The sequence below is a fragment of the Algoriphagus aestuariicola genome (assembly GCF_017254835.1).
Lineage (GTDB): Bacteria > Bacteroidota > Bacteroidia > Cytophagales > Cyclobacteriaceae > Algoriphagus > Algoriphagus aestuariicola.
Genome location: NZ_JAFKCW010000004.1, coordinates 203456 through 226580, shown reverse-complemented (window position 1 = coordinate 226580; position 23125 = coordinate 203456). Strand labels below are relative to the sequence as shown.

General features: G+C 46.5%; 12 protein-coding genes. 4 read left to right on the top strand and 8 right to left on the bottom strand.

All coding sequences use genetic code 11. The annotated features are described in order from the left end of the window. Nucleotides 1-365: 365 nt before the first annotated feature. The gene (locus J0A67_RS17160) at nt 366-4412 is read left to right on the top strand and encodes a two-component regulator propeller domain-containing protein (protein ID WP_206570623.1); all 4047 of its coding nucleotides are present in this window, start codon (nt 366-368) and stop codon (nt 4410-4412) included. A gap of 83 nt (nt 4413-4495) precedes the next feature. Here the strand turns inward: J0A67_RS17160 and J0A67_RS17155 are convergent, their stop codons facing one another. Further along, nucleotides 4496-4708: a hypothetical protein gene (locus tag J0A67_RS17155; protein WP_206570622.1), complete on the bottom strand. Its 213-nt coding sequence runs from the start codon at nt 4706-4708 to the stop codon at nt 4496-4498. Between the two features lie 751 nt (nt 4709-5459). Next, nucleotides 5460-5669 carry a hypothetical protein gene (locus J0A67_RS17150; protein ID WP_206570621.1) on the bottom strand — a complete coding sequence of 70 codons (210 nt, stop codon included), beginning with the start codon at nt 5667-5669 and terminating at the stop codon, nt 5460-5462. 203 nt (nt 5670-5872) lie between these two features. Between J0A67_RS17150 and J0A67_RS17145 the strand changes: the two genes are divergently transcribed. Continuing rightward, the gene (locus J0A67_RS17145; RefSeq protein WP_206570620.1) at nt 5873-7348 is read left to right on the top strand and encodes a BCCT family transporter; all 1476 of its coding nucleotides are present in this window, start codon (nt 5873-5875) and stop codon (nt 7346-7348) included. A gap of 335 nt (nt 7349-7683) precedes the next feature. Here the strand turns inward: J0A67_RS17145 and J0A67_RS17140 are convergent, their stop codons facing one another. Together J0A67_RS17140 and J0A67_RS17135 are read right to left on the bottom strand one after the other, a co-directional pair. Then, nucleotides 7684-9783, bottom strand: a complete 2100-nt coding sequence (locus tag J0A67_RS17140) for a M48 family metalloprotease (RefSeq protein ID WP_206570619.1) — start codon at nt 9781-9783, stop codon at nt 7684-7686. 2478 nt (nt 9784-12261) lie between these two features. Continuing rightward, nucleotides 12262-13419 (bottom strand): serine hydrolase domain-containing protein, encoded by a 1158-nt coding sequence (locus J0A67_RS17135; RefSeq protein ID WP_206570618.1) that lies wholly within the window; start codon nt 13417-13419, stop codon nt 12262-12264. Between the two features lie 109 nt (nt 13420-13528). On the opposite strand from J0A67_RS17135, the gene J0A67_RS17130 reads away from it, so the two are divergent. Next, a complete protein-coding gene (locus tag J0A67_RS17130; protein ID WP_206570617.1) occupies nt 13529-13879 on the top strand; it encodes a hypothetical protein in 351 nt (116 codons plus the stop codon). 154 nt (nt 13880-14033) lie between these two features. On the opposite strand, the gene J0A67_RS23310 is transcribed toward J0A67_RS17130, so the two are convergent. From J0A67_RS23310 to J0A67_RS17120, 3 genes are all read right to left on the bottom strand, one after another. Then, complete coding sequence (locus J0A67_RS23310; RefSeq protein WP_369075095.1) at nt 14034-14369, bottom strand: glyoxalase superfamily protein; 336 nt, start codon at nt 14367-14369, stop codon at nt 14034-14036. 318 nt (nt 14370-14687) lie between these two features. Beyond that, nucleotides 14688-19037 carry a hypothetical protein gene (locus tag J0A67_RS17125; RefSeq protein ID WP_206570616.1) on the bottom strand — a complete coding sequence of 1450 codons (4350 nt, stop codon included), beginning with the start codon at nt 19035-19037 and terminating at the stop codon, nt 14688-14690. 1445 nt (nt 19038-20482) lie between these two features. Beyond that, nucleotides 20483-21517, bottom strand: a complete 1035-nt coding sequence (locus J0A67_RS17120; protein ID WP_206570615.1) for an RluA family pseudouridine synthase — start codon at nt 21515-21517, stop codon at nt 20483-20485. Between the two features lie 18 nt (nt 21518-21535). Between J0A67_RS17120 and J0A67_RS17115 the strand changes: the two genes are divergently transcribed. After that, nucleotides 21536-22483, top strand: coding sequence for a 1-aminocyclopropane-1-carboxylate deaminase/D-cysteine desulfhydrase (locus J0A67_RS17115; RefSeq protein WP_241265240.1), 948 nt, complete (start codon nt 21536-21538; stop codon nt 22481-22483). On the opposite strand, the gene J0A67_RS17110 is transcribed toward J0A67_RS17115, so the two are convergent. Then, on the bottom strand, nt 22464-23108 hold the full coding sequence (locus J0A67_RS17110; protein ID WP_206570614.1) for an AlbA family DNA-binding domain-containing protein: 645 nt from the start codon (nt 23106-23108) through the stop codon (nt 22464-22466). The genes J0A67_RS17115 and J0A67_RS17110 overlap by 20 nt on opposite strands. Between the last annotated feature and the right edge of the window lie 17 nt (nt 23109-23125).

The following is a 23125-nucleotide window of genomic DNA, read 5'->3' as shown; positions in this document are numbered from 1 at the left end:
CTGGGCATTAAGAGATGTTCATTTTAATTGATAGCAATAAGGAAGAGTGTGACCGCCAAAATGACCAGTGCACAAATGATTTCAAGAGAAAGCCATTGGATATATTTCCTCTTGGACTTTTTGTTCATCATGGGGAAAAGAGACCTGAATTGTGAAGCCAATTTCAATCGGGAAGGGAGGCTTCCGGGGGAAATTTCTGGCCAAAATGGGGGCTGAAATGTGTCAGCCATGGCTAAAACAGCTGTTTTAGCCGCCTTTTTTTGATTTCCGGAAGGATAAAGCCAAACTCAGTTCTCTATCAATGAAAGCTTGGGGCTTCTGTTTTGGATAGCTTTCGTATATTCAAACGCTAACTTCCCTAAGACTTGAAAACCCAAAATATTCGGCGCTTCCAACGCCGGTTTGTAACTATCCCCCTGTATATTATTCTATTGGTTGTCTCGGTCGCTTTCAGGGCCTCTGGCCAAACAGCCGTAGAAAAAATCGCAATTGAGCAGGGTTTGCTAAACAACTATGTTACCTGTGTTTTTCAGGATTCGAAGGGCTTCATCTGGATAGGTACCAAAGAGGGAGTCGGCAAATTTGACGGAGTAGTTTTCAGGAATTTCACCCATAACCCCGAGGATCCTACTTCATTGATCGGTAGTGAGGTTTGGGACATAGCCGAGGACAGATCCGGGAATATCTGGGTTGGAACCAATGAGGGCTTGAACCTGCTCAACCGTGATCAGGACCAATTTCGCCACTTCCAATTGGGATCGGGAGACGATCCCAAAGGAAACTTGGTTTCCAGGATTTTAGTGGACAAATCCGGATCGTTGTGGGTGGGGAATGGTTCAGGAAACCTATTTCTGTTTGATCCGGAGTCACAGATTTTTTTGAAATTCCCCACAGCGGGAATGGCTGAAGTAAGGGATATTGCAGAGACCTCGGACGGAAGGCTTTTGGTCGCGTATGGAGCTTGGGTCTTGAGAAACAAACAGGGAGGAATCAAGAGTTTTGACAAAAAGTCACGGGAGTACGTGGCCTTTTTCGGAGAGGCAAAGACCTCTGGTCTCTCTGTCACCAAGCTGATATTGCGTGAACGGTCCGTCTACCTCAGTACTTACCATAGAGGGATCTACAGGTATGATTTGGACTCAAGGGAGTTGGAGGAAGTCGAAGCCGGAAATGGCGAAAGGCCTGAATTGATCTACCATATGGCCAAGAGGACAAATGGTGAAATAATTGTGGGCACGGACGGAAAGGGTATCTACTCCCTTGAGGCAAATGCTGACCGGCTCGTTCCTATCCCCGAAAACAAGGACTTGAGCAGCCAGGCGATTACTTTCGTGATGGAAGACAAGTCAGGCCTCACGTGGGCGGGGACTGTGAATGGAGGCCTTAGCGTTTTGGATCCCCGGAAAAGTCTTTTCGAAAATTGGAAATTTACCCAAGACCCAAAAAACGGACTCAGCGGCAAGTCTGTTTTAAGTTTGGCGGCGAGTAGCAAGGGAGGGGTTTGGATTGGGCTTGACCATGGTGGCTTAAACTACTATGATCCCCAAGGCGACAAATTCGAATACTTCGACAAACATGGCAACAAGCCAGCCGACAATGTGGTCAACGGGATTTTCGAAGCGCAAAACGGTAATCTGTGGCTAGGCTATTACCAGCAAGGTCTAGGTGAATACAAAACAAAAAACGATGTTTTCAAAAACTACTCGAACAACGAATGGCTGTACCAAGATGGCTACGTAAAGGCATTTTTTGAAGATCAAGAGGGCACCATATGGGTAGCCACCAGAAATCAGGGGTTAATCTACCAAAACTTCAAAACCGGCGCTCGGGGCAAATACAAACACGATCCAAGCGAGCAAGCTTCATTGCCACACAATCACGTCACCCAGATCATTCCCAAAGATTCCAGTCATCTTTGGATCGCCACCTTTAACGGGTTCAGCCTTCTGGACAAAAAAACTGGTCAAATGACCAACTATACCCACTCTCCGACAGATAGAAATTCACTCGTGGGATCCCGAGTATATTCCCTGTGCAAGGACCGTCAAGGAAACCTGTGGATTGCTACTGACAAGGGGCTGGATTTTTTTGATGTAGAGACCGAGCGTTTTACGCACTACAACGTGTCTCACGGGCTGCCCAGCAACACGATCAAGGGGGTGATTTTTGACGGTAACCAAGATCTTTGGATCTCGTCAAACCGCGGGATCTCCAGGCTATCTAAGGCAAGTATGGAGATTGTCAACTACAGCTACGAGGATGGGATCAATGGGATAGAATTCAATGAAAACAGTTTGGCCATCGACAGGAACGGCAAGCTGTACTTCGGAGGGGTGTATGGCGTCACGGCATTTCACCCGGACAGTCTGAAGACCAACTCCTATTCGCCTCCGGTCTATATTACGGACATCTACCTACACAATAGACCGCTTAAGTCTTACCAAAAAGACGGCCTACTCTCTAGGCCGGCAATTGAAACCGAAGAACTCGAATTAAAGCACTTTCAATCGGATATCTCTTTCGACTTTACCGCTCTAAACTATACCTCCGCAGAAAAAAACAGCTATGCGTACTACATGGAGGGCTATGACGATGACTGGAACTATGTAGGCAATGTCAGATCCGCCAGGTATACCAATTTGGCTCCCGGTGACTATACCTTTTACGTCAAAGCATCAAACAATGATGGCGTATGGAATGACGTACCCGCAAAGATTTCGATGCGGATCTTGTCCCCTTGGTGGAAAACTTGGTGGGCTTATGCACTTTACTTCCTCGCCATTGTATTGTCCATTTTTGGCGTCAGCCGCGCTTCTTTGAACAGGCTAAAACTGCTCAATGATCTGAAATTGGAACGCATGGAGAAGCAAAACCAGGAGAACTTGTACCGGTTGAAGCTCGACCTCTTCACCACCATTTCCCATGAATTCAGGACGCCGCTTAGCTTGATCATTGGCCCGATCGAGAATCTTATTGAGAATTATAGATTGGATAAGGACGGTAACCACTATCTCCGAATAGTCCATCAAAGTGCGGCAAGACTTAAGAAACTAGCTGACCAGCTCTTGGATTTCCGAAAATCGGAAGATGGAACCATTTCTCTGATTCCAAGTAAGGTGGACATCGTATCATTTTTATCCAAAAGGATCAAACAGTTTGAGTACTTAGCAAAGGACAATGATATAGAGATCTGTAGTCTGTTTGAGACAAGTTATCAGGAGATGTGCTTTGATGAAGATAAGATGGATATTGTCATCTACAATCTGCTTTCCAACGCATTTAAGTTTACCAAACCCGGAGGTAAAGTCTCTATCGGTCTAAAAGTGTTGACCGATTCCAACTCGATCGAAATTCAAGTCAAAGACAATGGAATCGGGATAACTGAGGAAGATCAGAAAAGGATATTTGATGCCTACTACCAATCGAACCACAATAAGCCTGGAACTGGAATAGGCTTGTCTATCGCCAGAACATACGTGAGATTGCATGGAGGCGAGGTTTCCCTAAAGAGCAAGCCAGGATTGGGTAGCATTTTTTATGTGACGATTCCTATGGCTAGCTCGGAAGAATTGGTGTCTAATCAGGCCTTGCGGATGGCTCAGCCTAAAAAGGTTCTGAAATACTATGACAGGGGGGAAGTCCAATTTTCGAGCTCCAAAGACAAGGTTTTGATTGTCGAAGACGATCCACAGATGCAAACCTTTTTGGAGCAATCCTTGGAAAAATACTTCCAGGTGAAAACAGCCAACAATGGGGTAGAAGGCAAACTGATCGCAGATACCTGGCAGCCCAATTTGATAGTTACTGACATTATGATGCCCGAAATGGATGGGCTAAGTCTGTGCCGTTTGTTGAAGCAGAACTTCTCCACCTCCCACATTCCCATCATATTGTTGAGTGCCAAAACCAACGAGAGCACCTTGCAGGATGGCTATGAACTGGGAGCGGATGATTATATCTTGAAACCGTTCAGTCCAAAAGTGCTAAGAACACGGATAAGAACTATCATCTCAGATAGGGAGCGTCTCAAGCGTTTATTTTCCGAACCACGCGATGAAGCCCAACCAGTTTTTGGACTGACTGAGCTGGATTCTTCCTTTTTGGACACTGCCAACCAGATTATTGAAAACAATCTGTCCAATCCAGAATTTGACGTTAACTCTTTGGTAAAAGAGTTGGGCATGAGCCGCAGCCAAGTTTTCAGGAAAATCAAAGGAATCACGGGGCAGTCCCCGCACCAGTTTCTCCAGACCTCTAAGTTGAATAAAGCCGCAAAGCTATTGACTAGAAGTGGACTCAATGTTTCGGAGGTAGCTTACGAGCTAGGTTTCGGTAGTGTTCGGAACTTTCGAATTGCTTTTAAAAAGCAATTTGACACGAGCCCAACTGAGTATGTCAGGAATTCCAAATAGTCACGTAGTTGGATAAATAGCCTTCATGAGCATCTACTAGCTATTCTAGTAACTAATTCACGACTATCGTATCAGGAGTAAAATCACGATATCAATAGGGCTTTCACCAGTGTGACCCATGTCCTGATAAATGAACTGTTGGGAAGTTTGGTCGAGGGGTCTCCCTCTTTCATCGCAAGCAGAACTTCCATGTTTTTTTCCTGATTGTCTCCCATCCACACTGTTGGAGCGATCACGCCCACCCGTAGTGTGGTCTTTACCAATCCTAGGGGAATATCCGTGGAAGCACCTGCCATACGATTCTGTGGTTTGTGAATACACAAACCACGGCGGAGAGGCCACTGCCCTACTCCGGGGAAAGTTGATCTCTGGAAATCCGTTTAGTTGTGAAAAATTGGAGATAGGTTCCATTTCAGTCCCACCCTGCAGGCTGGCTGCTCGCTAAAACAGCCCACAGGGCTGTTTCTTCACGCTCACCCCTCCCGGCCTTTGTAAAGGGGGAGTCGGTCCCGTAAGCCATGAATGGCATGAGTTTGAGGAGTTTGAGAATACGGATGACCCGGCTACGGATTGGAGGGAGATTGGGAGGGTTTTTGGAGGGGCTCTGAGAAGTTTGAAAGCTCAAATGTGAAGGCTGAAAAGGAGAAAAGCGGTAATACCAACCATCGGTGCAGTCCAGCCTACTGAGATCAAGGAACCTAAAAGGCTGTTTTCTTATTTGTCACTTTTTGTGGGGCAAAAAGTAACCAAAACCCCTTGGCCCCAGTCTTTACTTCCAATCGGTGGTGTTTTCTGATCCATCCTTTATTCCGAATCGATTGGATTTTTGGAGTGGTTCCAAACCTAAAAACAGGTGGATCTCCCCTCCCTACAACCTGGCCCAAACCTAAAACAGCCCACAGGGCTGTTTATTAACGGTTTGTCCGCACTCGGGAGCTAACCTGCTTTATTCACGGTTTTTCCACCACTCCAAAAACCGTGAATCCTGAAGGGCCGTCCCTCCCTTTGGAGTTTTGTGGTAGGTAGGCGTTTGTTTAACAATCTTGCCTAGGAAGTCGGGAAGACGAGAATGAAGAGCCTAAAGTGAGCGGAGCTGTTGTCGGGTTGTCCAACCTGTGAGATCTCTCCTATCGTCGAGATGACCGGCAAAGAAGACTGAAGGCCAGATTTATAGTTGTCTAGGGTAGAGCGCGGAATCAAAATGGGCATCTGGGTGGTTTGTGGACGCTGAGGCAGGTCGGGCGTCTCACTTTGCATGCCAGTCTACCGATACGCTGAGCTGCTCGGGACAGGCTCTTCAGTAGAGGGATTTTCAGGCAGGAAAAAATCCGATACTATACTTGACCCAAAAAATTGAACAGTTAAACCCCAAAAATGCCAAACCATTCGACTGATTTCCCAATGGATTGGGTATTTTCCGAAGACAGAATCCTTGGCTTTTTGATTCAATCGCAACTCACTTGACCTCTAAAACCCCCTCTTCACCCCCTCTTCGATTGCTCCAACTCAGCGGTGTGGCCCTCTTGCTCTTTTTGGGGTATGCGGTTTTTTCCATGGAGCGATTGGCTGTTCAACTGGCCGATTGGACCACTTGGGTGCTGGCCTATTTTGGTGATTATTATCTGATTTTGGGTCTAGGGGCTGTGCTGACTTTAGGTATCCTTGCTGCTCTTCCCTTGGGAAAAATCCGTTTGGGTGAAGGTCCTCCTGAATTTGGTTGGTTTACCTGGATTGCCATGCTGTACAGTACAGGCATGGGAGGTGGGTTGATGCTTCGAGCAGTGCAAGAACCCGTATTCTATTTTCTTAACCCTCCGAGAGAAACCCATTTGGATACCAAGGTCTTTGCACTTGAATACACATTTTTCCATTGGGGCTTTACTCCCTGGGCATTTTACGGGCTGATGGCCTTAATCGTGGCCTACAACCTCTACCAAAAAGGGGGGCCAGCTTTGGGATCTTCTTCTTTGTTGGGAAACAAAACTCATCCGGTTTGGTCAATGCTGATGGATTTCCTGTTGGTACTGTGTACGCTTTTTGGTGTCGTGGCTGGTGTGGGATTGGGAAGCAGGCAACTTTTGGAGGCAATCATGCATTGGACGGGAAGATCATTTTCGTCCGAAACAGTCCTGATTCCCATTACCTTGCTATCGGTAGTCTCGATGATCTCAGCCTATTTTGGCGTACGCCGGGGGATCAGTTTGCTATCCAATCTGACAATAGGAGGGGCAAGTTTGCTATTGATTTTTGCATGGCTATCGGGAGCACCACTCCTCAGCCTAAAGGACTTTATATTGGGATTGGAAGCTTATTTGATTGACTTCATCCCGATGAGTCTCAACCTAGGAAAAGCCAAAGTCGGGGATGAATTTCTCAGGGATTGGACCTACTTCTATTGGGCTTTTTGGTTGGCTTGGGCACCCTTTACGGGAGTTTTTATTGCGCGTATTTCCAAAGGAAGATCCATCCGGGAGTTGATCCTCGGCACGCTATTGGTGCCGTCGCTGGGTACATTCTTTTGGTTTGCCGTCTTTGGGGGCAATTCTTTCCAGCTGCTCCAAACTGGAATCGTTGACAAAGAAGCTTTTTCCTCGATCTATAGTTCACTTTTAAACTACTTCTCGGTATTTCCATTTTCTCATTTGAGCAATTTCGTGGCGACCTTTTTGGTGGCTGCTTTTTTGATCACCTCGATCGATTCGGCGATTTTCGTCCTGAGCATGTTCACTGACGAGGGGAAAACAGAACCAAGGCCCGGCATTCGGATTTTTTGGGGAGTCAGTATTTTGGTCTTTACCGCTTTGCTGGTCCTATTGGGAAAAGATCGACTGCTGGAAGCCGTGAGCAATTTATTAATCCTTTTTGCCCTTCCATTCAGCTTTGTTTTTGTCTTGCTCGCTATTCAACTGTTCCGAAAGCTGGGGCATATGGGCTAATCATCTCCCGGATCTCCATTGGGATTTTCCCATCTTCAACACATCCCTTCCTTCTCTACCTCACCCCCCGCCCTCTTTCCGATATCGCTGCGCTCATCGGGACAGGCTCTCCAGGAAAGGGAGCTTGAGCAGTGGTAGAATTGGAGATGCAGGTCCGATTCGACGCCCTCTCTCCCACCTCTGAAGCCATCGGGAGGAATAAGAAATGGTATCAGCAGAGAACTCCAGCCCTGCTAGCTGGCCTCCCGATACGCTGCGCGATCGGGACAGGCTCTAGCTAGATTAGCCCGCCGCGGCGGGCTAATCCTTCACGCTGCGTCCCCCGGCTTCGTATCTCAATTCTGACTATCGACTTCATACGAACCCGGACTGCCATTTGGAAGTGATTCCAAGTCTAGCTTTACTAAACCTGCCCAGTATTCCAAGAGCTCCTTTTTCCTCAGGAAATACCCTCTTGATAGCAAGCGGCCAAAATCCTCTTTTGCTTGGAACAAGTATGCCAGTTTCTCATCGAAGTACTTCTCATTGCCAAAATAAACCCAATCATGATTGATGTACAGTTCGAAATTTGCCTTCATGTCGGTATCCAGTTCATTCGCAAAAGCTGGATCTTCCAGGATCGCTCTTATCCCCGTTTTCAGTGTTAACTCCAGTGGTTTGAGGTTGAGGAAATTTAACCTGATTACGTCAAAGGGAGTGGACTGATTGACGAAAACCAAGCCTTGACTGATTTCATCATATACCTTGATCTGCTCGGCATAAAAGTTGTCGTAGCTGAAATAGGTCTGCAGGTAGTCAGCCAGCTTGGATTCTTTCATGCGCTCCACACCATAAAAATACCCCAGTATCGCGCGGTCATTTTCCCGGATTTCAGCATTCAGGGCATCAGCCTCCTGACGGAGTTTCTTTGCCAGCCCGATACTTTGCTTGGGTTTGTATTTGATTCCGTCGTAATCGAAGGATTTTACCTTGAGCATCCCGCTATGAATTTGATTCAGGGTTCTGATATCATTTTCCAGTGCTTGAGCGGTATAGATCCAATCCTCTTTTTCATCGGAAAATAGGTCTGACATTTCCTCAAAACCGGAACTGGTCTCCTCCGGGGCGAAGAAAACCGGATTTTTGTTATCGTAGTACCCATTGAAGATTTTTGGGAACGAATTTCTTACCAAGTCCTTTTCGAAAGCCTCAGAAAATTGATCTGCCAGAAGTTGGGTTGGTTCCCCTTGATAATTCACTGTACTGAAAAGCTGCTCGGTAAAGGTTTTGTGATAGTCCGCTATTTTCAGAAAAAGTGCACCGGCGGGCTCTGATGACAGTCCTTCCACTGTGATTCCGGATTTTTCCAAACGTGCTACCCGATCTTCAGTACTCGGGTGGGAGGCCCATTGGTCCTTGATGACCAGCTTTGATTTGTTGTAGCGGCTGAGTTCTACCTCGGTGACTTTGGGGAGGCTATTTTCCAGGTCCAGGCCATTTTCCTTTGCCAGTATGTTCATTGCCATTTGGTAGTCTGCGAATAGATTCTGCGTCCCGAGGTTTTCAGAAACTTTACCATTGTAAAAGTCAAAGACCGAATCCAAGGCATAATTGGCAAATGAAAGTCGCAAAAGGGAAGTTTTCAGCGGTTGAAATCCGGTAATATGAGCAGCGACCTCATCGGCATGGAATTCCATTTCCCGGGACAGTCCCAGGTATTCCCGATTGACCAATTCATACATTTTCCGCAGGATCCATTGGATCCCTTTGATGATTTTGACGGCTACCACCACAAAAATGTGGAAATAGCCGGTGATATTGGCCCATTTGGCAGCGAGCTGATCGAAGGAATCATTTTCGTAGAGCATATTGATGAGCACCTGATTGACCTGATAGACGTAGCTACCCACCTTCATGGAACGCTGGGAGAAGTGTCCAAACTCGTGCGCAAGAATCGCCTTTAGCTCAGCCTGAGTGACCGAATTGACCAGACCGATTCCGATTTGCAGGTTTTTCTTTACCGGAAAAAACATGCTCCAAAAGTTGGAATCGTAAAACACCGCCGCATTGACGTCGTAGGACAGGTAGACTTTTTTGGGGAAAGAGGTTCCTGCCTTGGCGACGATATCCTCAATCATTGCAAAAAGTAACGGTTCATCGGCTTGGGTGATTTCAAGTAGGTGAGACCTGTCTGTTTTGTGTGATTTGAAGAGAAACTTGACCAAGAATATCAGGATCAACACGCCCAAACTGGCCAGCCCCAGACCCAAACCAATGGTGATGATGGCAACTTTGATCGAAATGAGGAGAATACCCCCCATGATGCACAATGCGGTCAGTCCAAGTGCCAATAGGAAAAGGACAAAATAGGTAAAAACAAAAAGGCCGATAGCTGTGACGGCCTTGACGGTTTGGGTTCTGAATTCAGGACTCAGTTGGACATTCACTTTTTCCATTGGAAAGTGCAGGGTGGGGATGGTTGGGTGGAGAGGATGGTAAATCTGAAACAAAAAATCAGTAGGCGTTAACGGCAAAAGTACCTATCCCCTTCCGCCAAAATCAGCTTCTAGATGTGTCAGCTTTTGGTCGCTTCTGAAGAATTCCAGGCCTGACTTTCCGCAGTCACGTTTTGATTGTTTCTCTGACTAAAATATAGTTGCAAACCATACGAAGCAACAGTGATTTAGAATATATTTTAGTTTTTTTTAAGCTGATTCAACATGTAACCTGCACTTTAAATCCTTTCTGATTGGGCCTGTTGGCATCGAATTAAAAAATTTCCTTTCGCCTACTCTCGGTCGATAACCTCACCCCCCTCTTCCCGATATCGCTGCGCTCATCGGGACAGGCTCTCCAAGGGAGGGAGCTATCAAGGGGATGTACGGCAAAAGCTCCGTAGGAGCGGAATCTTTGTAACCAGGGGTGCAGCGCAGCGGAACCCCTGGCATCAGACAAACCTGATCCGTTGCCTCCGGCGCAGGAAACATTGTGACAGCAGAAGAAAAAATGCCGGAGGACGGAGCGGTGACGCCAAATGGTTCAGTAGTCCGTGGGGACCCGCCTAGCGGCGAGGCAGGCACAGGCCGTGCGAGGAGGATTTGTGTCCGCCAAAGGCCAGGATCCGAAGTCAGGACCCAGAATAGGTGAATGCGTGCCGTAGGTATGGCCGATTCCGTAGCCTGGGGGTTTAACACTAGGTAAAATGGATCAGAAGTTTCAACCTCAGCACAGGGATATGGATTGGAAAAGGCGGTTGATTTGGTAAACAATCCAGCATTCAAGCAGCAGAGCTTTGGTGAAGCCTCAGAAACCTCGACGGTTGTTTTCTTTCACGTCCTTTTGGCTTGACCTAGGGCCGAGCGTTAAAAAAATACCCGGTGGGTATTTTTAGCGAGGAGCCGGGACGTAGGGGTGGAACCAAAAGATCAAGACGTGGCAAAGCTCCAACCGCACTTGGCCGGACGCTGGCCCGCTGCCACGTCGGCCCGCGCGCCTATCCGAATTGGGATTTGTGTCCGCCAAAGGCCGGGGTTGAGATTGGTACAAAGTCCAGTCCCGGTAAAAATCGGGGGAGAAGCAGGACAACTGGAAACAGCTCCGTAGGAGCGGAATCTTTGTAGCCAGGGGTGCAGCGCAGCGGAACCCCTGGCATCAGACAAACCTAATCCATTGCCTCCGGCGCAGGAAACATGGCAGCGGCAGCGAACTCAATGCCGGAGGACGGAGCGGTGACGCCAAATGGTCAGTGGTCCGCGGGGAACCGCCTAGCGGCGAGGCAGGCACTGACTGGTGGGGAGGATGTGTGTCCGCCAAAGGCCGGGATCCGAAGTCAGGACCCAGAATAGGTGAATGCGTGCCGTAGGTACGGCCGATACCGTAGCCTGAGGTTTTAACACTAGGTAAAATGGATCAGAAGTTTCAACCTCAGCACAGGGATATGGATTGGAAAAGGCGGTTGATTTGGTAAACAATCCAGCATTCAAGCAACAGAGCTTTGGTGAAGCCTCAGGAACCTCGACGGTTGTTTTCTTTCACGTCCTTTTGGCTTGACCTAGGGCCGAGCGTTAAAAAAATACCCGGTGGGTATTTTTAGCGAGGAGCCGGGACGCAGGGGTGGAACCAAAAGGTCAAGACGTGGCAAAGCTCCAACCGCACTTGGCTGGACGCTGGCCCGCTGCCACGTCGGCCCGCGCGCCTATCCGAATTGGGATTTGTGTCCGCCAAAGGCCGGGGTTGAGATTGGTACAAAGTCCAGTACTGGTAAAAATCGGGGGAGAAGCAGGACAACTGGAAACAGCTCCGTAGGAGCGGAATCTTTGTAGCCCCGCCACGGCGGGCAAGCGGGGGTTTTAACCCCTGGCATCAGACAAACCTAATCCATTGCCTCCGGCGCAGGAAACATGGCAGCGGCAGCGAACTCAATGCCGGAGGACGGAGCTGTGACGCCAAATGGTTCAGTGGTCCGCGGGGACCCGCCTAGCGGCGAGGCAGGCACTGACCGTGGGGAGGGCCGAGCGTTAAAAAATACCCGGTGGGTATTTTTAGCGAGGAGCCGGGACGCAGGGGTGGAACCAAAAGGTCAAGACATTCCCAGCCCTGCAAGCTGGCCTCCCGATTCGCTGCGCGATCGGGACAGGCTCTCGCTAGATTAGCCCGCCGCGACGGATTAATCTTTAACGCTCGGTCCTAACCGCACTCGGCCGAACGCCGGAGTAACTTCGCCAACCCTACAGTCTGGCCCAAACCTAAAACAGCCCCGCCGCGGCGGGCTGTTTCCTAACGGTTTGTCCCCCGAACGCGCCTATCCGAAATGGGATTTGTGCCTCTCAAAGACGATCGAGGCTCGAAGTGACAGTAGGGCGGAATGATTTGAGGATTTGCTTTGGTCTGTGTGTCGGCATGTGTGGAACTGCCATTGTTGTGGTCTTGTGAAGTTATTTGTAGCTCAATTTCACTTTTATTTCGTTTGCCAGATCTCCAATTTTACTTAAGCTATTTGTCTCATTGACCATTATAACAATTCCCAAATTGTCTTTAGGATAAAATATACAGATGGAGTTATAGCCAGCTCGTGTATTTCCATCGTGATAAATATAGTGGTCACCATTGCTTTCACCTCCAATCATCCAGCCCAATCCCAAAGAGAAACTATCACTTTCTGTCCATGTTCTCTGATGAGTGAGTTTAATAGCCTGATTTTTTTCAGAAAGATTAGCTTCAATATATTTCAGCATATCATTTGTGGTTGAAACTACCGTTGGGCCCACAAAGAAACCTTTTAAGTTTACGAAATTCTCAGGTTTGTTTCTGAAATAACCAGTTGAGACCCTTGACGTGTCGGAAACAGAAAGTTCGGTCTTGGTATCACTCATATTCAGTTTTTTATTCACAAAATCCCTCAAAAGCTGCCCATAAGATTGACCGTATATTCTTTCTAGTAGCAGTATTAAAAGTTTTATATCATTATTATTGTATTGATATCTTGTACCCGGAATAGTATCAAGCCTTACTTTATAAAGATCGGCGAGCAAACTATCGGCGGAGTACAACGAATAAAAGTTTACTTGGTCTGCGAGCGTCAACTGGCGCAGGCTATCCTGTATTTGTGGTGAATATTTCTTGATTGCATTGGGCAAACCAGACGTATGATTTGCAAGATTTACAAATCTGATCGGAGTTCCTTCGTATTCCAGATTTGAGTATCCTGTGGGTAAGTATTTCCTAATATCGTCATTCAGCTTTATCTTTTTTTCTTGAACAGCCTGACCTAATAAAGTTGCAGCAAATGTCTTATCAATTGATCCAATACCATAAAAAGTATTGGCAGTCGGGAGTTTACCACTTCCCTTTTTTACCTCGCCATAATTAAATTTATAAGATTTACCATTAAGAAAAATGCCAATTGAAAGACCTACCGAATTTGGATCCGACATGTAGGTCTTTGCACAAATATTCACAGAAGAGTCAAGATGAGTTTTGAGGGCGTTATCTGTTAATAGAGCTTTACCCGTCTGAGCTATCCCTAAACGAGGAAGTATAAACAGTAAAAACAGTAAAGGCGATTTTGTCCATGAAGAACTGTTTTTCAGCATAGTTGTCCAATTCTATTTGGTCGTCTAATGATGGTCAAATGATATGCCATTGAATAATTGTTGATTTCGGATACGTAATTGAACTAACAGTTTTTTTCATTGTTCAGTTATGAACAACCAAACGTTCATAAATATCTACAAACGCAGTATTTTGCTGTTAGCGTCGAACATGAAACGATTGGCTTTTTTGATTGATTTGGTGTCGCGGGGGAATGTGCGTCAAGGAAAAGTGCCACTGTTCGAAGTACCTAATCTTTCCCGCGGCGTTGTGCACAACGCTTGGCTATTTGCAGTTGCGGGTATAGGAGGTTGTAAAAATGAAGCGCAGCGGAATGATAAAACCGTCCTGATGCGTCATTGTCCACGTTACCAAACCCTATTTGAAACACAATCTATATCTTTTCCCTATACCCCGCAATTGAACAACCCATTGTTGACGACTGTTGGGTTTCGTCAGTAATCAGCAGTCGTTTTTTTAGTTTTCTCCTGTCAATTAGCATTTAGCCCACATGTTGTCCATTGGGAACAAAACTCAACTCCACATTTTTCACATGAAATTGTCGGAGTAAATTAATCTTATCTATTGCCCATTAATACCGTCTGCGTGACGGGCCTCATAGAAGGTTTTCTAAGCAAACAAGAAGTTCATTGCCGTCTGGGTCTTCTATTTGAAGTACGTCGTATCCCCACCAGGATTTCTTTGTTGGAACGGAACGATCGGCAATTTCTTTAAGCAGTTGGTCAACTCCATCGCGAGACAATTCTAGGAAAACACGAGATCGACTACTGCGAGTAGTGTCCTGACATAAAATAATCTCACAGCCTCCACGGTCGACTTGACAAACCGTGCCTTCACCGTCTGCTTCATGCCATTTCTTTATGAAACCCAGCTTGTCGACATAGAATCCGATTGAATCCTGGATGCTTGAGACGAAAAAAACAGGGCGCATGTACCACACGTGCTCAATAGCTTCTTTGTTAAATCCGTCCGCGTCCCTTGGCAAGAGCTTAATTTTGTTTGTTTATAAATAAGTCGAACGAAATATTTTATCACTAGTTGGTGCATTCGACTCCATTAGATGGCTTACACCAGCCTGTCCACCGAGCTAAGTTGTAAGCTCCCCTTCAGACCAGCCAGACCCTAAACGAATTCGCAGAAATGGTTCTCGACGGTTCGTACCCTTTTCCCAAAGAAGAGTGAGCTCCTAGGTGGTTATCGGATTGGAAAATGATATTACCCGCCTCAGCGAATTCTTCTCTTCGAATCCTCACTCCTCTTCTCTCCTCTTGGGCATTTTTGCTCTCCCAAATCCCAAGGTTCCCCGGAGGCCACTAAAAGTCGCTCTCCACCAAGCGCTAAATACAAACTTTCGCTTATCCCGCTCTTGATATATTCTGCGCTTGGCAATCTTGGAAGACAGAGCCCGAGGATTGGAGTTTTTTGCGAATAGATTCGCTCCAAAGGTATAGATCTTCAACTTTCCAAGCCCCCTTTCCAAGGTCAGCGAATCCAAAAACTGGATCTTCAAATCCGTATAGCCAAACTCCATCTCCCCTCTCGCTTCATCCTCATTCAGTACAAAATTCCAGCTTCCATTGGTCACCGTTCCGTCAACCGCCTTGACAAAAAGGGTTTTTGACAAAAAATCATTCGTTTCTGCAAAGGCAAAGCTGTCCATACTCACGTTTACGTCCATAGGATACTTGGACTTGAAGTACATCAAGGCTTCCAAATTCACCTTGGACGTATCCATGACATAGGCCTGGATACCTAGCCTCAGTTTGTCCAGGGGATAATCCTGATTCGCCTCTCTTAGATAAAAAGGCGCCATGTCCAAGTCGATCCTATCGAAGGAGATCATTCCAGGCACCATGCCTTTTGGCGCAAATTCAAAATAGCGCACTTGTCCATTTCGGACTCGCAGGGAAACTAGATCGGCGTTGATCCTGGCATTCTCCATCAAATACTGCGGCATGGGCTTTTGCGCAGAACTGTCAAAGGGATATCGCTTGTCCCTGAAAAGATCCACCTTTGGGCTTTCCACCACGATCTCCGTTGCCTTTATCCACTTATTCCCAATGTAGCTTTCTGCATCAATCCCATTGAGTTGGATCGATCCGATACGTGCCGTGACTGCGTCAGACTGGAAAGGCAACTTTCTCAGCAAGCCATAGTTTCCGTCAACTGGTCGATAATATACGTCCTCCAGTCTCAAATTCCCTTGGCTAAAGTCCACCCTACCCAAGTCCACTTTGTAGAGGCTATCCGGAGTGATTGTGGAATAGTTTTCAAAGCCAAACTGGATATTTTTTTCTGCCAAAGCCTTTAAGTCAAGGACCTGCTCGCCTTTAAGCAGATTCAGATTCAAAGCTCGTGCATCGACTGATATCCCCCGAAAGTCCAGTCTAGGAATCGGTCCCTGCCCTTTTCGGTGGAGTGCTAATTCGCCGTTTTTCAGCAAAACGTCTCCCAACAAAATGGTGTGAACCAACGAAGAGGAAGATTTTGGCTTTGTTTTTTCGGGCCCATGCTGGACTTCGGCTGTATCCAAGTAGAGGTTCAGCTTTGGGTTGACCAGTCGCAATTCCCTCAAATCCAATATTCCAGTATCCTGTATCTCCGCCAGCTTGTTGTTCTTCAGAATCAACTGGTCAATCTTTGCATCCAAGGTCGGGGATCCCGGCTTTCCGAACTGATCCTTTGGGCTGAGGTAAAAATCGGAAAACACAACCTCTTCCTTCGTGGTGCCGATGTCAACAGTGGAGAAGCCCAGCGTATGGACACTGTCCGGTAGCGCAAACTTAAATTCCTTCAAACTCAGGTTGACTTCGTCGTACAAGTTTCCCACATCCTTGTTCGCTGTGATCGCCGAGTCAAGCCTAAATCCACGAACAAGCAGCCCAAAATCCGTTTCGATTGAGTTTATCGAAGATTCATCCAACTGATAATTGATCGCAAGCGTCGAGTTGCTCGTCTCTATCGTGTCGATCAACACCTCTTTGAGGGACCTCTTTCCAAGTCCGGCAGGCTGTCTTGAATCAGCGGAAGCAGACCTTGCAGCCACTTCTTTGTCAATTCCGATCTCAATTTGCCCCTTGTCGATCTCCAGCTTGTTCAGGTCCAGCCTGTTTTCAAACAAGAATTGCTCGATGTCCACACCCTTAAAGTTCACGTTGGGAAACTGTAGGCCCAGCTGGATTCTTCCCTGAAAATCGGAATTTGGTCTCATTACCAATCCCCTTACGTCTATGGATTTTCTCAGGGAATTGTATTGCAGCTGATCGGTCGCCACTTCATATTTTCCACCAGCCAGACTAAAGGAATAATTGTTGAACACCAAGTCGATCTCATCCGAAAACAGCGTTTTGTCATCTGTCTCGGACATCTCCTGATCCAAAGCAAAATTTTTCAAGCTCAGGGAAAGGTTGTCCTCTTCGAAATTAAAACTCTTGCCTTCCACATAACTTACATAGCGGACCTGTGCCTTGTCCATGCTGACTGTGTCGACGGCTATGGCATTGAAATATCCCAGCAACACATCCCTGAGCTCATCATTGGACCCCGGAGACTCTCCTGAAGACCTGGGTTTTTCACGATAGGTCTCTATTACGAAAACAGGATTTGGCATCAGAATCCGATGCACCAATAGCTCCTCCTCATAAAAAATAGATTTGATGTCTACTCCTTCGGCACGAAACATCGGGACGGCAAAGTCGACCACCGAAGTCTTTCCGTACGTCCCAAGCAGAGATTGGATGCTCGTTTGGTCTTCCGGTCGGATGGTCAGATTTTGTACTTCAAGCAGCTCGTTTTTCGAATCTATCGTCAATTGATCAGCCATGATGATATGCAGATTGTCTTTCAGCTTCAATCGATATTTATCCAGCTTCACATAAATCTCGTCCAATTGGACCTGCTCGCGGATTTCATCGGAGACTTCCGGCTTAAAAAGTATGTTGTCCAAGCGAAAACTGAACTGCTCGAATCCAATGTCGTTTCGTCTTTGTCCCCCCGAACCTATAAATTGGATCGTCCCTTCCTCAACTGCGAAAGAACCGACCGACACTTCCTTCAAAAAACCCGAAACGATCTCGCCCAAGGGTACCTGTCGGCTTCTGTCGGAGATTTTCTTTTCCAGTTCCGTATATTCCACGCGCGGCCTTAGGATCCTGATTTGCTCTGCCTGAAGAATCCCGTCGTTGTACATTTGCCTCAGCCCTACCTCCTCTACCGAGAATTCGGCAAGGTCGAGCTTGAGCAGTCGTTCTGGATCCTGTGAATCCAATGACTCGGGACGGGGCTGGATGCTGAGGTTTCTGACGATCAATTCATCTTTGAATGAAGAAACGCTCACCTCCTCTCCGGTGACCAAATGGATCTGGTCTCCCAGATAGATCCGGCTTCCCTTGATTTCCATTGCCGCATCTTCCCCGTAGAAAAACTGATTTTGTCGTTTGACCGAATCCTCTCCGAGGTAAAATCCGACCATCTTGAAGTTCAATTCGTCGAGCTCTATCCTATTCCTAAGTGTGTCCTCCAAATCGGATCTTACAAACTTCCCTTTGTTGATCGACAGCTCCTTGATCCTCACCGATTCCAAACTTCCTTTGATGAAGTCATTGAGGTCACCCGATGCTGCGCTGTCTGACCTTACTTGGGGATTGCTCACGACATCCAGTTCCGGATCGTCCAGGATCAGTTCGTCGATCTCCACAATCGAGGTCATGAAGGCCTTATTTAGGTCAACATTTCCCACTCGCAGCTCCTTGAGCCCGACGCTGTAGTAGGCCCTGCTCTCTTTGGATCGGTCCGGAGTGAGATCAACCCTCTCGATATCGATGACATTGTCCAGGGAGGAAATGAACACCCGATCTGCGCTGATCAGGTGAACTCCATCGGCTAAGGGATAGGTGACTTTTTCCAGCTCAAACTCGAAGCCCTCCGCATTGAAGGGAGTCTTCCATTCTTCACCAGTGGAAAAATCAATATTCCTGATCAATAAGGAAGTATTGTCGGCTTTCAGATCTGACCGACTCAAAAAGTTGGAGAAAAAGAGGTTGGCGTGGTCTATTTCCACCTCTTTGATCAACAAACCCACAAGATTGGCCTTTCGCACAGTCTTTTTGATCTCCTCTTCGAGTGCTTTGATGGGAGAGATTTTCTCTTCTCCATCCTGCGAAGGATGCTTGTCGGCTTGGGGAACCTTGGGAGGCAAATCCAGGACAACCGTCGGATTGTCTATGTAGATCTTGCCAATAGTAAACTTCTTGTCAAAGAAGTTATACCACAGGTTTCGAAAGGCAATCTGATCCAGCGTCACCTCAAACAGCGCCTGATCCTCCTTTCTGTTCTTGGGATTGACGGGCTTCATGACGATGCCATCCAGAAAAAAGCCTCTTCGGATCAGAGAAAAACTGAAGCGGTTGAAATCTACGAGATAGACATCCTCGGTCGCCTCGTTGATCTTTTGCTGCGCATATTTTCTCAGAAAAATGTTGGATCCGAAATAGACCAAAAATTCCAGAAAAAGGAAGGAAAGCACGACGATCATTGCAATCCGGAGGATTTTCCTACGAGTGGGATGGGCAAAATGCTTACTCCTTTTCCCAGATTCCATAAAAGCGAAATATGAATTGGCTAATCAAAAGATAACACTAAAATGGGCAAAAAAAGAAAAAGCAATGCCATGGCATTGCTTTTCAAAAGTGCTGTAGGAGAAGGATTCGAACCTCCACGAGGCAGTTAGGCAATAGTCCGGTTTGAATTACGCTTTGTGCTGAGCTCCCCACCCCCGAGACAGGAGGGCTTGTCTGCCAGTTTCAACATCCTACAATATGTCAAGAAATAAGATGGGAGAAAGGAACCTTTCCGCCCTATGGCAGAAATCGTCCCGACCCCCTGATAATCAAAAAGCTCTAACGAGCTCCTTGCAATAGTTTGAATAGGTTTGAGAACTTGATGCCTCAAAATTAGAAATACGATTGGTTTATTAAAATTTCGTCAAGTTTTATTTTCATTTTTTACATTATCATTAATTATTTATCAATTAATTGAAAATACATAAAACAACGGCCTGAGAAAAACCTATTTCGTTATCAATTTGACAATTGACTACCAAATCAGAATTTACCTCATGTTAATTCTGACATACTGTAGTGTTGCAGAATCTTATTTGCCGATTGAAATATTGGGAAATAAAAAAACCATGAAATAAAATTCCATGGTTTTAGTCAATTAACAATAAACCCAAAATAACCTGCTGTAGGAGAAGGATTCGAACCTCCACGGAGTAGTTAGGCAAATTTACGAGCTCGCTAAATGCTTTATCCCAGATTCTCCACCCCCGAGACAGGAGGGCTTGTCTGCCAATTTCAACATCCTACATTGTGTGTGAGGGACCGTTCATCCCTTTTGATATCTCAAAGTTAACAGTTTGATTTATTTATTGAAAATAATTCAAATATATTTTCAATAATTTACATATTTTTTAAAAATAAATAGTTATAATTAAACATTCAGCAAAGTAATCCTTTGCGGGAAGAAGCTTTTTAGAAGATTTTCAATGATTCCAAAGGGTCAAATCGGAAAATTTGGGCAATAAAAAAACCATGAAATAAAATTTCATGGTTTTAGTCAATTAACAATAAACCCAAAATAACCTGCTGTAGGAGAAGGATTCGAACCTCCACGGAGTAGTTAGGCAAATTTACGAGCTCGCTAAATGCTTTATCCCAGATTCTCCACCCCCGAGACAGGAGGGCTTGTCTGCCAGTTTCAACATCCTACATTGTATTGGGGATCTTTTATCCCCGTTGATGATTCAAATATAGCATGCATTTTTCTATTCATTGCAAACTTTTCAAACATTTCGATGAATATTTACATTATTTTTAATGGTAACGATTGAATTATGTCATTTTATCAATATCGTATACTTTATGCTCCATGGTTTTGACGATCCGTTAACAGCAAGATACTTTTTTACATTTTTCATACCTAATCCTAACAATATTTACGTTTTTCACATAAATGGCAGACTTTTTTTCCAAAATTGAGAACAAACTAGTCAAAATTGACATAGGATTCCCATTTCTCAAGTACTGCTGAGAAATCCTCCGGCAGCTGTGCCTCGAAGTAGAGTTGCTCTTTGGTAAGCGGATGCACAAATCCCAAACTCATCGCATGCAGCGCCTGGCGAGGCATTAGATCGAAGCAGTTCTGCACAAATGCCTTATATTTTGCAAACTGGGTACCCTTGCGGATCTTGTCCCCCCCATACATCGCATCGTTGAACAAAGGGTGTCCAATAAACTTCATGTGCGCACGGATCTGATGGGTGCGGCCCGTCTCCAGGTTACATTGTACCAGCGTCACATAGCGCAATCGCTTTACGACTTTCCAATGGGTCACCGCGTGTTTACCTTGGCTTCCGTCAGGAAACACATCCATCACTTTCCTGTCTTTGGCACTTCTGCCGACGTTGCCTCGAATCGTACCTGAATCAGCCTCCAGCTCGCCCCATACAAGTGCAAGGTATGTCCGCTGGATCGTATGGTGGAAAAACTGTGCCGCCAATGGCGTCATCGCTTCTTCCGATTTTGCGATCACCAAAAGTCCCGAAGTATCCTTGTCAATTCGATGGACCAGGCCCGGCCGGCCCTCGTTGCCCTTCATTTCCGGCAAATGTTGGAAGTGGAAAACTAGCGCATTGGCCAGGGTACCATTCCAGTTGCCGTGGGCCGGATGTACGACCATTCCCGGAGGCTTGTTGACTATCAGCAGGCTTTTGTCCTCATACACGATGTCCAAGGGGATATCCTCGGGGATCACCTCCGTATCCCGTCTGGGCTTATCCATGAAAACCTGGATGTCGTCAAGCGGCTTGATGCGGTAATTGGACTTGACCGCTTTTCCGTTGACCAGGACTGTTTCGTTATCAATAGCCTGCTGCACCTTATTTCTGGTGACATAGGCTATCTTTTCCGTCAAAAACTTGTCTATGCGGACCAATGACTGTCCCTTGTCCACGAGGATACGGTGGCGCTCATATAATTCTAACTCATCCTCTTCGAATTCCTCTTCGGGCTGTTGGCTCATGGCTGCAAAAATAGGGGGATGAGGCTTAACTTTGGCAAAAGTCCTCCAATGCTTGTCCCACCAATTGGCACCATTCAATACATCACCCATCCGCTTTTAAGAAAAAAGGCTGTGGATTTTGCCGTTTTGCGACTAGACCAGATCGATGATGAGGTCTCGGGCAACAAGTTTTTCAAACTTAAATACAACCTCAAAGCCGCAAAAGAATCTGGCAAAAAAACCATACTGACCTTTGGAGGCGCATTTTCAAACCACATCTTCGCCACGGCATCGGCGGCCCATGCGGCGGGACTTCCGAGCATCGGAGTGATCCGCGGACAAGACGCGGACTTGGGCAATCCTACGCTACGCCATGCCAAAGAAATGGGAATGGTCCTTCGTCTTGTGGATAGGGAAAGCTATCGAAACAAAGATTCCCCCGAATTCCTGGATAAACTCAAAGAGGAATTTGGGGATTTTTATCTAATCCCCGAGGGTGGCACAAACGAACTTGCCATCGCTGGCACAAAAGAAATCCTGGGAAAAGAAACTGCCGGATTCTCCCATATCTGCGTTTCCATCGGTACGGGGGGGACTTTTGCAGGACTTGCGGCGACAATCAAAAACCACCAAAATCTGCTGGGCTTTTCGTCCTTAAAGGGAGATTTCATTTACCGACAAATCTCGGAAATGCTGGCGAAATACGAGATCAAGCCAAAAGGGAGCCACGCCGTTCATGCCGAGTATCACTTCGGAGGCTATGGAAAAACCAAGCCTGAACTGATCGGATTTCTACAGTGGTTTCATTCCGAGTTTGGTATTCCCCTCGATCCCATCTATACGGGCAAACTGGCTTTTGCGCTTTGGGACCTGATCGGAAAAGACCATTTTGCAAAGCAATCCCGGATTCTGATGATCCATACTGGAGGGCTTCAGGGAAACGAAGGATTTTCAGAAAAAACGGGGATCATCCTTCCTGCGACTTGATGGTAAAATAGTCCTCCATTTCTTGGGGATGAAGGACAAGGACATTGGCAGATACTAACCTGACTAGTGTTTTGGAGGCCAAAAAGGGTGGAATCTTGGCCAATTTCGAAAACTCTTTCAAGGTGATCTGTCCCTTTTCCTCCAAGGCTTTCATGAGAATCTCCTCCTTCCAACCATAGGTAAAAATCGTATCCCTGGGGACACGGTTCCTCCTCAACACTTCCCAAACTTCACGGCTGGCCTGGACGCTGCGGTCTCCCACGCGGATGTAGGATTGTTTTCTGTCGCCCACATTCAGGTAATGCGGGCGATCTGGGCTCAAGGGGATACGAAATACGGCTACGCCCTTTTTCTCGTTCAACTTAACGGTAAAAATCTCCACTCTCAAGTCCGGAAAGATGAGCTCTCTAATAGATTTTTCCAGTATAAAAATTTCCTCTTCGATGTAGCGCTGACCGCTGACTGTGCCATCATCGTCGACCCCGATCAACAAATCCCCTCCTGCGGTATTGGCCAATGCGATCACCTCCCGCACGATCTTCTCGGGAAATGCAGCCTTTTTCTTGAATTCGATCTTGAGCCCCTCGCCTTTGTTGGCCAAGACTTTTACTTCCTGAAGGGTCATGGCTTCGATTGCTTTTA

Coding starts and splice junctions, on each gene's coding strand:
- J0A67_RS17140 (WP_206570619.1), bottom strand. CDS start 9,783: ATGGAAAAAGTGAATGTCCAACTGAGTCCTGAATTCAGAACCCAAACC.
- J0A67_RS17115 (WP_241265240.1), top strand. CDS start 21,536: ATGAGGCTTAACTTTGGCAAAAGTCCTCCAATGCTTGTCCCACCAATT.
- J0A67_RS17110 (WP_206570614.1), bottom strand. CDS start 23,108: ATGACCCTTCAGGAAGTAAAAGTCTTGGCCAACAAAGGCGAGGGGCTC.
- J0A67_RS17130 (WP_206570617.1), top strand. CDS start 13,529: ATGAACAACCAAACGTTCATAAATATCTACAAACGCAGTATTTTGCTG.
- J0A67_RS17125 (WP_206570616.1), bottom strand. CDS start 19,037: ATGGAATCTGGGAAAAGGAGTAAGCATTTTGCCCATCCCACTCGTAGG.
- J0A67_RS17135 (WP_206570618.1), bottom strand. CDS start 13,419: ATGCTGAAAAACAGTTCTTCATGGACAAAATCGCCTTTACTGTTTTTA.
- J0A67_RS23310 (WP_369075095.1), bottom strand. CDS start 14,369: ATGCGCCCTGTTTTTTTCGTCTCAAGCATCCAGGATTCAATCGGATTC.
- J0A67_RS17150 (WP_206570621.1), bottom strand. CDS start 5,669: ATGCAAAGTGAGACGCCCGACCTGCCTCAGCGTCCACAAACCACCCAG.
- J0A67_RS17120 (WP_206570615.1), bottom strand. CDS start 21,517: ATGAGCCAACAGCCCGAAGAGGAATTCGAAGAGGATGAGTTAGAATTA.
- J0A67_RS17155 (WP_206570622.1), bottom strand. CDS start 4,708: ATGGCAGGTGCTTCCACGGATATTCCCCTAGGATTGGTAAAGACCACA.